16 protein-coding genes are annotated in these 14,709 nt (G+C 44.0%); all 16 read right to left on the bottom strand.

From position 1 onward, the window contains the following. Window positions 1-32 precede the first annotated feature (32 nt). The 16 genes from ACFQ38_RS01545 to upp all read right to left on the bottom strand — a co-directional run bounded on the left by ACFQ38_RS01545 (window position 33) and on the right by upp (window position 14,388). The gene (locus ACFQ38_RS01545) at window positions 33-302 is read right to left on the bottom strand and encodes a sporulation transcriptional regulator SpoIIID (protein ID WP_336822795.1); all 270 of its coding nucleotides are present in this window, start codon (window positions 300-302) and stop codon (window positions 33-35) included. Between the two features lie 167 nt (window positions 303-469). Beyond that, window positions 470-1,123 carry a M23 family metallopeptidase gene (locus ACFQ38_RS01540; RefSeq protein ID WP_336822796.1) on the bottom strand — a complete coding sequence of 218 codons (654 nt, stop codon included), beginning with the start codon at window positions 1,121-1,123 and terminating at the stop codon, window positions 470-472. A gap of 10 nt (window positions 1,124-1,133) precedes the next feature. Continuing rightward, window positions 1,134-2,135 carry a stage II sporulation protein D gene (gene spoIID, locus ACFQ38_RS01535; RefSeq protein WP_381479614.1) on the bottom strand — a complete coding sequence of 334 codons (1,002 nt, stop codon included), beginning with the start codon at window positions 2,133-2,135 and terminating at the stop codon, window positions 1,134-1,136. A gap of 724 nt (window positions 2,136-2,859) precedes the next feature. Next, window positions 2,860-4,161: a UDP-N-acetylglucosamine 1-carboxyvinyltransferase gene (gene murA / locus ACFQ38_RS01530; RefSeq protein ID WP_336822798.1), complete on the bottom strand. Its 1,302-nt coding sequence runs from the start codon at window positions 4,159-4,161 to the stop codon at window positions 2,860-2,862. A gap of 497 nt (window positions 4,162-4,658) precedes the next feature. Further along, the gene (locus tag ACFQ38_RS01525; RefSeq protein WP_336822880.1) at window positions 4,659-4,886 is read right to left on the bottom strand and encodes a DUF1146 family protein; all 228 of its coding nucleotides are present in this window, start codon (window positions 4,884-4,886) and stop codon (window positions 4,659-4,661) included. A gap of 97 nt (window positions 4,887-4,983) precedes the next feature. Then, on the bottom strand, window positions 4,984-5,385 hold the full coding sequence (locus ACFQ38_RS01520; RefSeq protein WP_336822799.1) for a F0F1 ATP synthase subunit epsilon: 402 nt from the start codon (window positions 5,383-5,385) through the stop codon (window positions 4,984-4,986). Window positions 5,386-5,537: 152 nt separating this feature from the next. After that, a complete protein-coding gene (gene atpD / locus ACFQ38_RS01515; protein ID WP_336822800.1) occupies window positions 5,538-6,953 on the bottom strand; it encodes a F0F1 ATP synthase subunit beta in 1,416 nt (471 codons plus the stop codon). Window positions 6,954-6,993: 40 nt separating this feature from the next. After that, complete coding sequence (gene atpG / locus ACFQ38_RS01510) at window positions 6,994-7,851, bottom strand: ATP synthase F1 subunit gamma (RefSeq protein ID WP_336822801.1); 858 nt, start codon at window positions 7,849-7,851, stop codon at window positions 6,994-6,996. Between the two features lie 55 nt (window positions 7,852-7,906). Further along, the gene (gene atpA / locus ACFQ38_RS01505; RefSeq protein WP_336822802.1) at window positions 7,907-9,418 is read right to left on the bottom strand and encodes a F0F1 ATP synthase subunit alpha; all 1,512 of its coding nucleotides are present in this window, start codon (window positions 9,416-9,418) and stop codon (window positions 7,907-7,909) included. Between the two features lie 23 nt (window positions 9,419-9,441). Continuing rightward, the gene (locus ACFQ38_RS01500) at window positions 9,442-9,981 is read right to left on the bottom strand and encodes a F0F1 ATP synthase subunit delta (protein ID WP_336822803.1); all 540 of its coding nucleotides are present in this window, start codon (window positions 9,979-9,981) and stop codon (window positions 9,442-9,444) included. Next, window positions 9,978-10,529 carry a F0F1 ATP synthase subunit B gene (gene atpF / locus ACFQ38_RS01495; protein ID WP_336822804.1) on the bottom strand — a complete coding sequence of 184 codons (552 nt, stop codon included), beginning with the start codon at window positions 10,527-10,529 and terminating at the stop codon, window positions 9,978-9,980. Before atpF ends, ACFQ38_RS01500 begins: the two co-directional genes overlap by 4 nt. Window positions 10,530-10,692: 163 nt before the next feature. Beyond that, complete coding sequence (gene atpE / locus ACFQ38_RS01490; protein WP_252501943.1) at window positions 10,693-10,917, bottom strand: F0F1 ATP synthase subunit C; 225 nt, start codon at window positions 10,915-10,917, stop codon at window positions 10,693-10,695. 65 nt (window positions 10,918-10,982) lie between these two features. Continuing rightward, window positions 10,983-11,693 carry a F0F1 ATP synthase subunit A gene (gene atpB, locus ACFQ38_RS01485; RefSeq protein WP_336822805.1) on the bottom strand — a complete coding sequence of 237 codons (711 nt, stop codon included), beginning with the start codon at window positions 11,691-11,693 and terminating at the stop codon, window positions 10,983-10,985. 34 nt (window positions 11,694-11,727) lie between these two features. Then, entirely contained in the window at window positions 11,728-12,102 is a 375-nt protein-coding gene (locus ACFQ38_RS01480) for an ATP synthase subunit I (protein WP_336822806.1), read from the bottom strand. A 521-nt stretch (window positions 12,103-12,623) separates the two neighbouring features. Continuing rightward, window positions 12,624-13,742, bottom strand: coding sequence for a non-hydrolyzing UDP-N-acetylglucosamine 2-epimerase (gene wecB / locus ACFQ38_RS01475; RefSeq protein ID WP_381479613.1), 1,119 nt, complete (start codon window positions 13,740-13,742; stop codon window positions 12,624-12,626). Between the two features lie 16 nt (window positions 13,743-13,758). Beyond that, window positions 13,759-14,388, bottom strand: a complete 630-nt coding sequence (upp, locus tag ACFQ38_RS01470; RefSeq protein WP_336822808.1) for a uracil phosphoribosyltransferase — start codon at window positions 14,386-14,388, stop codon at window positions 13,759-13,761. Window positions 14,389-14,709: the final 321 nt, after the last annotated feature.

Genomic DNA, 14,709 nt, shown 5'->3' with positions numbered 1-14,709 from the left:
GATAGGTTGGGTCACGTCCCCGTCTGTTTCCGTTACGTATTGCTCGTTTTCTTATTTTCATTCATCCATTTCATACGTGTTGCTTCACCGCCTCTTAAATGTCTGACAGACTTATGATAGGCTAAGATTTTGGCGACTTCTTCAGATAATTCCACATCGACATTCGGTAAACGTTCCGTCAAATCTTTGTGGACCGTGCTTTTTGAGTAGCCCGTAGCTTTCGCCAGCGCCCGTACGGTAAGTCCTGTGTCCAGCAACATTTTGCCGAGGCGCACGCATCGCCTCCGAATTTGCTCGTGCACGCCCTCTTCCTTTCCCTGTCAGCTCCGTTTCTTCATTTATCGTATGCGATGGAGGGCATGATTATGCTTATCGGGGTAAGACTGTGAACTGCATTTAATAGGATCAGGTTTAACTGTCCCGTTCGGATAAAGAAAAAAGCCACTCCGTTTGCCGGAATGGCTTGATTTTAAAAAGCTAATAATGAGCGCGGGTTGATTGGAACACCGTCTTGCAGCACTTGGAAATGTAAGTGTGTACCAGCTTTAGCGTTCCATTCGTTGCTTGTTGCAGTGCCGATCGGGTCCCCTTGAAGGACTTGATCGCCTTCTTTTACTAAAATACCAGTAAGTGAGCCATAGATTGTTGTCATTCCATCAGCGTGTGAGATGGTCACTTCGCTACCTCGGAATTCATCAATAACAACTTCTTCTACTGTTCCGCTCAACGCTGCGACGACTTCAAATGGTTGGCCATCCACCGAAATCGATAAGCCTTTGTTCGTCAAATAGGTTTGATTGAAGACTAATAGTGCGCTCTCACGCATATCTTCATCTGCTTCTGCATCATAGTACTCTTGTAAAATTGCCACATTTTCAAAAAGATCTTCGCTGAAAGGGTATTTGAGTACTTCGGATGATGCATTTGTTTCTACAATCGGCTGCTCATTTGCATCTGTAACGTCGGCAGTTTCGTTCTTATCTTTTTGTACGAAGGCATTGTAGCCCCAAATCATGCCGACAAATACAATAGCAATGCCCGAATAGATAGCAGGCCAGAGCCATCTATTCTTCTTTGGACTCTTATTCTTCTGAGAAGGAGATTTCGGTTTTTCTTCTCGCATTGTCATCACCTCAATTGCTATTGTTTGCAAGTGAGGACGTTTTTAAACATTCAGATTCATTAAGTTGAAACTTTTTTATTTTTGTGCCGGAATAATAGTAGGTTAAGATGTTTTCCGCGTTCCATCCTTTCTGAGCAAACGCTTCTGCTCCGTATTGGCTCATCCCTACACCATGTCCATATCCTTTTGTTGAGATGATGACAATTTTGTTTGTTACATCATATGCAATATCAAAATCCGTTGAAGCAAGACCTAATGCTTCCCGCATTTCCCGACCCGACATTTCAAAGTTTGTGGAAATGACTTTTTGTACCCGTCCTGTCTGGTTCCGAACTAACTTCAAACTTTTGAAATGCTCTGCATTCCAATTTATATTGAGCGCTTCGTTCCATTTTTGGATTGGGAGTTCAATTTGCCGTTCGACAGTCGCTTCCACTATTTCCTCATCAGGGCTCTCAACACTTTGTAAATAAGGGATCGAATTGCCACTGTAGTTCTGTGCAGTCTCAGTCTTGCCATTCGATGTGGAAAAAAACATTGCTGTGATCATTTCTTCTCCATATACGATTGTTTGTCCATTTGTTGCTTCTACGATTTTACGCAATTTGCGTTCGTTGCGCTTATACTCCTTTCCCCATCTTTTTTTGCGCTCCGCCTTCGTTTTATACACTTGAGCGGCCACAGTGGCAGCGATCGGTTTTTTGCCATGATCCGTTGTCTGAAGTGCATACGTGCGAGCAGCAATTGCCTGTGCTTTCAACGCTTCCTCATGGAAAGAAACCGGCATCTCTCCGGCTACAACGCCTAAGACGTATTCTTCAAGCGGGATCGGCTGCTCTTCTCCCTCAACGGTAATGAAGACGGTACATGGTTCCTCTGCCTCTTTTACTGCTTTCTCGTCTACAAAAGTCTTTTTCAATGTAATTGGGATGAAAAAAAGTAGAATGATGAATAAAACGGCTAGTAGTTTGTCCATATTTGAATATATGAATGAAATGATTGATTCATTCATGGAAAATTATCGTCTGTTGTGAGTTTGCGATTGCAGGTAGATTTTGTAGGTGTATGGTTTTGGCTTGATTTGCGGAAGTGGTCCGGTGACCGGGGCTGGTTATGCGTTCGTATGAGAGAGCTTTGTGCGGCGATTAGTGACAGTTATGAGGGCGCGGGAGCGAGTTATGAGCGTATGATGAGCGTTATGCGTTGCGTAAGCTGTTTATGCGCCATTCTACAGCGTTTTGCGTATTCTAAAGCTGTTTATGCGCCTGTGAACAGATTACGCATGCTATGGACAAGATATTTGTGATGTGGGCGAGTTACATTGGCTGTGGATGCTATAACCGTGAGGATCTGCTAATTGGAAAGAGATTGATTTGGCATGGTACATGCTTTTGCCAAATGAATATTTTTCATGTTTTCGTTTTGCGGATTATGTAACGTTGATCTACTTAATACGTATTCAAAAACAAATATGCGTTTATTTCACGGTTTTATACGTTTGCTACGATCCACATGCATCTAGCAATCATTATGTAAGCTGCTTTAGTTATGCGTAATCCATAGCAATTAAACGCAGTTCAAAAGTATTGGGCGTTTCTACACAGCGTTTCGCACTATTCTTAGCCCATGGCACGTGAGTCATACGTCTGGGGAGCAACGGTATTTGATTCACAACAAAAAAGACTGTCCGGGCGTGGACAGTCTTGAAGCTTCGGATAAGGTATGTGATGAATACGTTATGCGTGTTGCTTCTCTGTTTGTTTTTTTGTTTCTTCTGTTGAAACGCGTTCAATGTCGGCTCCTAATGCTTTTAGTTTTTTATGGAAGTCGACGTAACCTCTATCTAAGTGGTCGAGTTCGGTTACACGTGTGACGCCTTCTGCAGAAAGACCTGCTAAGATCAGCGCTGCTGCTGCGCGGAGGTCGGTTGCTGCGACTTCTGCGCCTTGCAGTTTGGACGGACCCGAAATGATGACGGAGCGTCCTTCTATCTTAACGTTGGCATTCATGCGGCGGAATTCTTCGACGTGCATGAAACGGTTTTCGAATACTGTTTCGGTTAGTACGCCTGTTCCGGTTGCGGTCAGCATAAGCGCCATCATTTGAGATTGCATGTCTGTCGGGAAACCCGGATGCGGCATCGTTTTTAGGTCAACCGCTTTTAATGGATAGTTCGCCTGGATTCGGATGCCTTCATCCAATTCAATAATGTTGACGCCCATTTCGCCTAATTTTGAAATGAGTGCTGCATTATGTTCAGGTACCGCGTTTTCAATTACAACATCTCCGCCTGTAATCGCAGCTGCTACCATGAATGTACCGGTTTCAATTCGATCCGGGATGATGTGGTGAATCGTACCGTGCAGTTGTTTGACACCTTCAACACGGATTGCATCGGTACCTGCACCGACCACCTTCCCGCCCATTTCGTTAATAAAGTTAGCAAGATCTACAATTTCCGGTTCTTTCGCTGCATTTTCGATGATTGTCGTTCCATCAGCCAATGCGGCAGCTGTCATAATGTTTTCGGTTGCACCGACACTCGGGAAGTCCAGATAAATCTTCGTTCCCTTTAACCCGTTTGGCGCTTTCGCTTCGACATGTCCGTGTCCAAATGTAATTTCGGCACCCATTGCTTCGAAGCCTTTTAAATGCTGGTCGATTGGTCGAGATCCGATTGCACAACCGCCTGGTAATGCGACCCGGGCAAAACCATTCCGAGCCAAAAGCGGCCCCATTACTAAAATGGATGCCCTCATTTTTCGAACATATTCAAACTGAGCTTCGCTTTTTAGCTGCTCAGTAGAATCGATAATCACTTGACCTTTGTTTGCATCATATTCGACTTTGGCGTTTAAGCTTTTTACCACTTCGTTGATCGTCTTGACGTCCGAAAGGTTCGGTACATCACGAATGATGTTCGGCCCTTCAGTTGCAAGAAGCGCGGCAGCTAAAATGGGCAGGACGGCATTTTTAGCCCCTTCCACACGCACACTTCCATGAAGCGCGCGTCCACCGTTTATAATGATTTTGTCCACAAAAAGCCCCTCCGACTCTAAGTTATACTCAATTGTCATTTTATCCATTTGCCATTATTATACGATAGAACGAAACTTCGTGGGACACTGACAGTACCCCTATGCCAGCGATTCCCTCAATTTTTTATTCTCCGTTTTCAACGATTATTTCTGCACTTTTCTTAGTTCCATTGTACAGAAAAATTTACTCATAATGAAAGCGTAAAAACACATACTATTCTACAATGCTCTACATGATTAGACAAGTTACTACAGAGCCATTTTCCCTCTATCTACAAGATAGTCTATAATATGTAGCCCTTTCCCAATTTGTGCTCTCGCTATGTTGAGACATGAAAGACCTCTGTACTATGTAAATTCCTTGAAGATTGGTCACATAATCATTTTTCATGCCATCGCCCCGTGCATGCGCGTATTCATACACGCGGCGATAACATGGAATGAATGATTCCGTCGCAACTACTAATTTTTACCCGTTTTTTTCTACAGCAAACCAGTCAGCTAAAAAAAATTGGAAGCCTTCCTGCCCAATAGGATATGTTTAAAAAGAAATTTGATACAGAAGAACCGATCGCAAAACTCAATAAAATGAAAAGTAATTGCGCCTGGAAAACACGGTGTTTTTTTATGATTTTTTCTGGCATAATCGCTTGTAATGCATAGAAGGATATCCCAATGAAAAAAATATGGGAAAAGATTGCTAACAATGGATTATATAAGAACATATCACTCAAATTGATTACCTCCTACATATCGAATGTATGTACGGATAAAAAGGCGGACAGAAGAAATAGTTCCCTCTGCCCGCCGGTTAGTCACAGTTTATTTCATCTCATAAACTTTGATGCGGTTCATGGCACGTTTTAAATCAAGTTCCACCAATTGCGCCTCAAGTTTATCCGTTTTTGCCCGTAGTGCTTCTTCCGCACGTTTAGCCGCACGCTTAGCGCGTTCGATATCGATATTGGAAGCCATTTCTGCATGTTGTGCCAAAACGGTGACAACATCCGGACGAACTTCGATGAACCCGCCATGGACGGCGACATTTTCAGTCGAACTTCCTTTTTTTAGGCGGAGTGCACCGATCTGAAGGGGTGCAACCATTGCGATATGACCGGGAAGGATCCCGATTTCGCCGGTTTCTGTGGCCGCAATGACCATATCCGCTTCAGTTTCACTAACAGGGCCGTCGGGAGTGACGATATTGACTTTAATGGTCTGCATGATTTTTCCTCCTGGTCCCTTTAATCAATTATGCCTCGGCACTGATAAGTAGGGTCCCTTTGTCCCCTCTTACCATACAACAGAAGTAGGGAAGTTAGCCAAATTATGCCGCGTCCTTTGGCAAAGGCTAACCAATTCGATCCACAATACTGTTAGACCTCTACACCCATGCTTTTCGCTTTTTCAACCACTTCTTCGATGCGTCCGACTAGGCGGAATGCATCTTCTGGAAGGTGATCGTAACGGCCTTCCAAAATTTCCTTGAAGCCTTTAACCGTTTCAGCAACCGGTACGTATGAACCTGGTTGACCTGTAAATTGCTCGGCAACGTGGAAGTTTTGTGATAAGAAGAATTGAATACGACGAGCGCGTCCTACGACTAACTTGTCATCTTCACTTAATTCGTCCATACCAAGGATTGCGATAATATCTTGAAGTTCACGGTAACGCTGCAAAGTTGTTTGTACTTGACGTGCTACGTCATAGTGCTCTTCGCCGACGATTTCAGGGCTAAGTGCGCGTGAAGTAGATGCAAGTGGGTCAACCGCAGGGTAGATACCCATTTCAGATAGTTTACGCTCAAGGTTCGTTGTTGCATCCAAGTGAGCGAATGTCGTAGCTGGTGCCGGGTCAGTGTAGTCATCGGCAGGTACGTATATCGCTTGGATTGATGTTACAGAACCAACGTTTGTAGATGTGATACGCTCTTGAAGCTGCCCCATCTCAGTAGCAAGTGTCGGTTGGTAACCAACCGCAGACGGCATACGGCCAAGTAGTGCCGATACCTCAGAACCTGCTTGTGTAAAGCGGAAGATATTGTCGATGAACAGAAGTACGTCCGCGCCTTGTTCGTCACGGAAGTATTCCGCCATTGTAAGTCCTGTAAGTGCAACACGCATACGTGCACCAGGAGGCTCGTTCATTTGACCGAATACCATTGCTGTTTTATTGATAACGCCGGAGTCCGTCATTTCGTGGAACAAGTCGTTCCCTTCACGTGTACGTTCTCCAACGCCTGCGAATACGGAAATACCACCGTGTTCTTGAGCGATGTTGTTGATCAATTCTTGAATTAGAACTGTTTTCCCTACACCCGCACCACCGAAGAGGCCGATTTTACCACCTTTAATATATGGTGCAAGCAAGTCAACAACTTTAATACCTGTTTCAAGAATTTCAACTTCTGTTGAAAGACTTTCGAATTTTGGAGCTTCACGGTGAATTGGGTCGCGTCGTTCAGAAGACGGGATCTCCTCACCAAGGTCAATTACATCTCCTAAGACGTTAAATACGCGTCCAAGAGTTACTTCACCAACTGGAACTGAAATCGCTGTGCCTGTGTCTTCAACTTCAGTACCGCGTTTAAGGCCATCAGTAGATGACATCGCAATTGTACGTACTGAGTCGTCTCCAAGGTGGAGCGCAACTTCAAGCGTCAACGTTACAGGTTGTTCGTTCGGACGGTCAATTTGTACCTTCAATGCGTTGTAGATCTCTGGAAGCTGGCCGTTTTCAAATTTAACGTCAACAACCGGACCCATAACTTGAAGGATATGTCCTTTACTCATGCTTTTCCCTCCTGTCTTACTTTTACCGTTCAGTACGTGCTTATTCTAATGCCGCGACTCCGCCGACGATCTCTGTGATCTCTTGCGTAATTGCCGCTTGGCGTGCACGGTTGAATGAAAGAGTTAACGAATCAATCAATTCTGATGCATTATCCGTTGCAGTCTTCATCGCTGTCATACTGGAAGCATGTTCGCTCGCTTTTCCATCAAGCACTGCTCCGTAGATGAGGCTTTCCGCGTATTGCGGAAGAAGCGTTTCAAGAATCGCTTCCGCTGAAGGCTCAAATTCGTACGAAGCCATCGTTGACGCTGATGAAAGGTCTGTGAGCGGAAGCAATTTCTTTTCCGTCACTTCATTGGAGATGGCGGAGATGAAGTGATTGTAGTAAAGATACACTTCATCGTATTCGCCTTCTGTGAACATGCCAACAGCTCGGTTCGCGATTGCTTTTATTTCATCAAATGAAGGATGGTCAGATACGCCCAACAAGCTATCGACAACTTCATAGCCAAGACGGCTGAAAAATTCATATCCTTTGCGTCCGATCGCAATGATCCTCACTTCCTCTTTTGAGGTGTGGCGTTCTTCGATGGCACGGCGTGCAGCACGGAAGATGTTACTGTTGTAACCGCCGACGAGGCCACGGTCGGATGTAACGATAATATAACCTGTCTTTTTCACTGGACGGGAAACGAGCATCGGATGTCCGGAGTCGCTTGTCGCGCTCGCGATTGCACCGACAACTTCCTGTATTTTCTCCATGTATGGAACGAACGCTTTCGCATTTAATTCGGCACGGTTCAATTTGGAAGCAGAAACCATTTGCATCGCTTTCGTAATCTGACTCGTCTTCTTAGTTGATTTAATACGGTTTTCAATATCGCGTAAAGATACCACTGGCAATTCACCACCTTATTGTATAGTAGATCAAAATCCTAAAATTCTGTTCGAATTAAGCTTCAGACGGTACGAAGTTTTTCTTAAACGCGTTGATCGCGTCTTTCATGACATCGTCAGACGGAAGGTCTTTCGTCGTACGGATATGATCGTACACTTCAGTGTGGTTCGACTCTAGCCAGCTTGTAATTTCACTTTCGAAACGCAAGATGTCATGTACAGCTACATCATCAAGTAGGCCGCGAGTCAATGCGTATAGAATTACGACTTGATACTCAACTTTAAGCGGTTTGTTCAAGTCTTGTTTCAACACTTCAACTGTACGTGCACCGCGGTCAAGTTTCGCTTTCGTTGCAGCATCAAGGTCAGAACCGAATTGTGAGAACGCCTCAAGTTCACGGAATGCAGCAAGGTCAAGACGAAGTGTACCAGCAACTTTTTTCATCGCTTTGATTTGCGCGGAACCACCAACACGGGATACGGAAAGACCAGCGTTGATCGCCGGACGAACGCCCGAGAAGAATAGATCCGATTGCAAGAAGATCTGTCCATCAGTGATGGAAATTACGTTCGTTGGAATGTAAGCAGAGATATCCCCAGCTTGTGTTTCAACGAATGGTAGGGCAGTGATTGAACCTGCGCCTAATGTATCGTTCAACTTCGCTGCACGCTCTAATAGACGGGAGTGCAAGTAGAATACGTCACCAGGGTACGCTTCACGACCTGGAGGACGGCGAAGTAGTAAGGAAAGCTCACGGTAAGCAGCAGCTTGTTTCGAAAGGTCATCGTAGACAACAAGTACGTGCTTGCCTTGGAACATGAATTCTTCTGCCATCGTTACACCTGTATATGGTGCAAGATATAGAAGCGGTGCTGGAGATGAAGCCGATGCTGTTACAACGATTGTGTAATCAAGCGCTCCGTGTTTACGAAGTGTTTCAACTACCCCACGCACAGTAGATTCTTTTTGTCCGATTGCTACATAAATACAAATCATATCTTGGTCAGCTTGGTTTAAGATCGTATCGATCGCAACAGTTGTTTTACCTGTTTGACGGTCACCGATGATCAATTCACGCTGTCCACGGCCGATCGGTACAAGTGCATCGATCGCCTTAATGCCTGTTTGCAATGGCTCATGAACAGATTTACGCGCCATAACACCTTGCGCAGGACTTTCAATTGGACGAGTTTTTGTCGTTTCGATTGGACCTAATCCATCAACCGGCATTCCGAGTGAATTCACTACACGTCCAATCAATTGTTCACCGACAGGAACCTCCATAATACGGCCAGTTCGACGTACTTCATCGCCTTCTTTAATGTCAGTGTATGGTCCGAGGATAACGATACCTACGTTGTTCGCTTCCAAGTTTTGCGCCATACCCATGACACCGTTTGAGAACTCAAGAAGTTCTCCAGCCATGACGTTGTCGAGGCCATGAGCAAGAGCGATACCGTCACCGATTCTGATAACCGTACCGACTTCGCTAACTTCCATCTCAGACTGATAGTTTTCAATCTGCTGCTTAATCAGCACGCTGATTTCTTCAGCTTTGATGCTCATGTATGTCACCCCTCAATTTCAGATTATGATCCAATTAAATTACGTTGCAGCTTAGATAGCTTCGCACTCAAGCTGCTGTCGTAAATTTGATTGCCGATTTGAAGGCGTACGCCTCCGATCAAGCTTGGATCGATGATATTTTCAATACGTAATGATTGTTTACCGACTTTATGTGCAAATGTTGTAGAAATCGAGTTCGACTCTACATCTGTCAACGGACGAGTTGAGTAGACCTTCGCGTCCGCGATTCCTGCAGCTTCATTTGCAAGCTCATGGAATTCAGCAAAAACATCTAACACTTCGCTCATGCGCTTAGCATCAAGCAGAACGAATAGGGTATTTAAAATGATTGGGTTTGCTCCACTAAAGATTGCAGCAACCATCTCTTTTTTCTTACCGATCGAGAACCTTGGAGAACTTAAAAGTTGTTCCAATTCTTTATTCTCTTTGAACGCTTTCTTTAATTCTTCTATTTCTTCTTGAACCAAAGCGGTTTGCCCTTTTTGTTGTGAAAGGTTAAACAATGCGGAAGCATAACGTTTTGCGACTACCGATTGTGTCATCGGCCTTCGCCTGCCTTCACAATCGTTTCTTCAATCAATGCGCGGTTATCTTCCTCGGAAACTTCCTTCCCAAGTACTTTAGACGCTGCAAGGATGGAAAGAGATACGAATTCTTCACGTACTGCTGCAACTGCTTTTTCTTTTTCAGTCGCAATTTCAAGCGTAGCTGCTTCTTTCATACGAGATACTTCTGAGCGTGCTGCAGAAATTAGCTCTTCACGCTGTGTTTCACCTTGCTTACGAGCATTTTCCACAATCGCTTGTGCATTGTCACGTGCTTCTTTCAATAATGCGCGTTGTTCTTCCAATAACTTTTGGGATTCTAAACGGCTCTGTTCTGCCGCTTCAATTTCACTCGAAATCAGCTCGGCACGTTGTTGCATCACTCCCATAAGCGGGCCCCATGCGAACTTTTTCAGAAGAACCATGAGAATCGTGAAGAATAGGACAGTGACGATGATGTCACCTAAGTTAAGGTTTTTATTCAATGCCGCCAAAAATCCGGCGTCAGCATCTGCTGACAAAAGGACGAAGGTATTTCCTAACACGATTGTTTCACTCCCTTCAAGAGCTTGTGTCATTTTCGTAATTGTATAGAAAGAACGTCATTCTTAATTTTCAACTTTAAAACTGCTTTTCAAACGTCATTTGTGACATAAATGAATGGCGAAGGGCAGTCCATCGCGTTCTTCGCCATAAGTTTTAAAACTATTATTGGTTCATTACGATAAACGCGATAACTGTCGCGATGATCGGAAGGGCCTCAACTAACGCTACCCCAATGAACATTGTCGTTTGAAGCATACCGCGTGCTTCTGGTTGACGAGCGATACCTTCAACTGTTTTCGAAACGATCAAACCGTTACCAATACCTGCACCAAGTGCACCTAAGCCAACTGCAAGTGCTGCTGCTAATAGACCTACTGAACCTACCATAGTGTAATATCCTCCTAAAAATTCATGTTTTGTTTTATGCAACCCGTATGAAGGGCAATATATGTTTAATGGTCTGTTTCGACTTTATGTGCCATGTAGACCATCGTTAACATAACGAAAATAAATGCTTGGATCGCTCCGATGAAAATGGAGAACCCTTGCCATGCAAGTGCAGGAACTAATGCACCTACTAAACCGAATGCACTGGAAGCACCTAATCCCGCCAATAGGCCAATCAGGATTTCACCAGCGAAAATGTTACCATAAAGACGCAGACCTAATGTCAACGTGTTTGCGAATTCTTCAATGATTTTCAGCGGTGCCAAGAAAGGCATCGGCTGCAGGTACGTTTTGAAGTACCCTTTCGTGCCTAGCTGCTTCACGCCATAATAGTGCGTTAAAACGACTACCATCGAAGCGAGCGTCAGCGTGATGACTGGATCGGCTGTCGGCGATTTCCACCACAATTCGCCTTTCCATACAACCGCAAGCGGCAGTCCTAACATATTGGCAACGAAGACGAACATGATCAGCGTGATACCTAAGACATGGAAGCGACCACCTGTTTTCCAGTCCATGTTGTTCTTGATGATCCCTTTGACGAAATCCATAACCCACTCCATGAAATTTTGCATGCCCGTCGGTTTTAGCTTCAGATTACGCGTAGAAAAGAATGCAATCAAAAATACGATAAGACATGTAACAAACAGCATGAGTATGTTTGCTGGGTTAAAGGTTAAGATTCCGATTGAGAAATCCGGATTTTCATGGTTCACGTTTCGTTCACCTCCCTTTTGCAATCAATTTAGTTTAGTAGTGCTTTACGTGCACGATAATCCTGTCGACAAGCAACAAGACATACGGAATCATTAGCCCGATTACAGTTCCAATCAGGTTGAATTTCTCCGGCATCGATAAAGCAATTGCCGCCGCAGCGACGCCCGAAGCGAATCGCAATGCGGTTCCTCCGATTGACTTACGCTCTTTCCCTTCCGTTATGCTTTGATCAAATCTTTCCATTCTACGGACAAGTATCCAAAAATTATACAATCCGAACAAAGAACCTAAGATCAACCCTGCAAAAATCGTTTTCCAATCAGTAAATGCCCACCCTAAAACAAACAATGCAGACAAAAAAAAGAGCGCTTTCTTCTGCCTATTAAAAATTTGTCGCAAAGTATGCATGATGGATGATTCTCCTGAAATGTATTTTGCCGGTTTAGCAAGCGGATTGAAAGGGTAAAGTGTGTACAGAGCCGTGTAAGGCTTGTACTAAGATTAAGACTCCAAATGAAGGTCGGAACCTATAATTGTGATTGAATGTCGTCTGCAAATGAATGTATATGCACACATGAACAAGGCATGTGTTTCATTCGGAACGACTTCCAGTGAAAGACTTGATAGAATCATACATATTTTACTGTTTTTTAACAGTTTTAGATGTACATATCCCCTATCATTCTTATCCTTTGTAAGCATACAATAGGGGCATTTTGATGTCAATTGATTCCCGTGAAATTCTTCACAAACTGTTCTCATTGTCAAATAATCGACATAATTGAATTACTTGTTCTGCCTATAAGGGAAATCCCTACTATAATTGAAGTCGGTGTGGAGTATTTTCCACACCGACTTTGTTGTTTGATTCCTATCGTTAAATGAAAGTAACGACTGGTTTATTTACCCGTTGTCGATTGGTTCGTCTATCAGTTATTGCTGGATAAATACTCTTTTAAAGCTTTTACGATCCGTTCTGAAGCATGACCATCACCATATGGGTTTGATGCATGAGCCATTTCATTATAAACCGTCTCATCGGACAACAGCTCGTCTGCCATCGTAAAAATCGTTTCTTCGTCTGTTCCGGCAAGCTTCAGCGTTCCAGCTGCAATTCCTTCCGGACGTTCAGTCGTATCGCGAAGAACAATGACCGGCTTACCTAAAGATGGAGCTTCCTCTTGAATGCCCCCTGAATCCGTCAAAATGATGTGCGAACGAGATGCGAAGTTATGGAAATCAAGCACTTCAAGCGGCTCAATTAAATGGACACGTTCATTTTTCCCTAAGATTTCATCCGCAACTTCCCGAACAGCTGGATTCATATGCACTGGATAAATGACTTGTGTGTCAGGATGCTTTTCCAAAAGCCTAACGATCGCCCGAAACATATTACGCATCGGTTCGCCCAAGTTTTCACGGCGATGTGCCGTCAAAAGAATTAGCCTGTCATCCCCGATTTTATCGAAAATCGGGTGATTGTATTGCTCTCTCACAGTTGTCTGAAGCGCATCAATGGCAGTATTGCCCGTTATGTATATGCGATCTTCAGGCTTTCCTTCATTTAATAGATTCTGAGCTGATTTCTCAGTAGGCGAAAAATGAAGGTCGGCTAATACGCCGGTCAGTTGTCGGTTCATCTCCTCAGGATATGGAGAATACTTGTCCCATGTCCGAAGGCCCGCTTCCACATGCCCTACTGCAATCTTATTATAAAAAGCGGCAAGACTTCCGATAAACGTAGTCGATGTATCTCCATGGACAAGGACGATATCCGGCTTCGCTTCTTTCATGATTCGGTCGAGTCCTTCAAGTCCTCTCGTTGCCACATCGACAAGTGTTTGGCGGTCTTTCATAATATTGAGATCGTAGTCAGGCTGAATCCCGAAAGTCTCTAACACTTGGTCAAGCATTTGGCGATGCTGTGCCGTAACTGTGACGATTGACTCGATCTCTTCATGCTTTTCCAATTCCAAAACAAGCGGGGCCATTTTAATCGCTTCAGGTCTTGTTCCAAAGATGGTCATCACTTTCCATTTTTGTTGCATTCCCATCCCCTCCTTCTTATTTTGTTCCAAATAGACGGTCTCCTGCATCTCCTAATCCAGGAACGATATAGCCTTTTTCATTCAACTTCTCGTCCAAAGCAGCAATGTATACATCTACATCAGGATGCGCTTCCGTAAAAACTTCGACGCCTTCCGGTGCAGCGATGAGGCACATAAAACGGATATTTTTCGCGCCACGCTTTTTCAAAGAATTAACAGCTTCCACAGCTGTTCCACCTGTAGCAAGCATCGGGTCAACAAGTATGAATTCCCTCTCCGACACATCAGACGGCAACTTTACGAAATACTCATGCGGCTGAAGTGTTTCAGGATCACGGAATAAACCAATATGACCTACTTTCGCTGCTGGAATCAATTTCAAAATACCATCCACCATGCCGATGCCAGCACGAAGGATTGGCACGATTCCTAATTTCTTACCAGCCAAAACATTGGATTTTGCAACACGTACAGGCGTCTCAACTTCAACTTCCGTCAATGGAAGATCACGAGTAATTTCATATGCCATCAATGTTGCCACTTCATCTACAAGTTCGCGGAACTCCTTCGTCCCTGTATTCACATCACGGATATGCGTCAATTTATGCTGGATCAGCGGGTGATCGAAAACATGTACTTTTGCCATTAAAATCGCTCCTTTTTAGGAATGTCCTGTACATTATAGCAGATACGCTGCTGTATGGGCATTTGGAATATAAAGAATGAAGTTATCAATGAATAGGGAATACTTCGAGGATTTTTCAGTAGAATACGTGCAAGTCATCTTAGGATTATACGACTTATTAGCGCGCTTCATACAGAAATGCTATACGCATTTCATATCTAAATATGCATGTTTAGAGAATAAATTATGCGTTTTGCACTAATTTGACTGTACTGTGGGAGTTTTACGTTGTAATCCGATGCATTTACGTTTGTGTTGAGGAGGGGTTATTTTGCGTTGCGA

Source organism: Sporosarcina contaminans (assembly GCF_042679045.1).
Lineage (GTDB): Bacteria > Bacillota > Bacilli > Bacillales_A > Planococcaceae > Sporosarcina > Sporosarcina contaminans.
The sequence above is the reverse complement of the archived record's forward strand: the minus strand, read 5'-3'. Positions and strand labels throughout refer to the sequence as shown.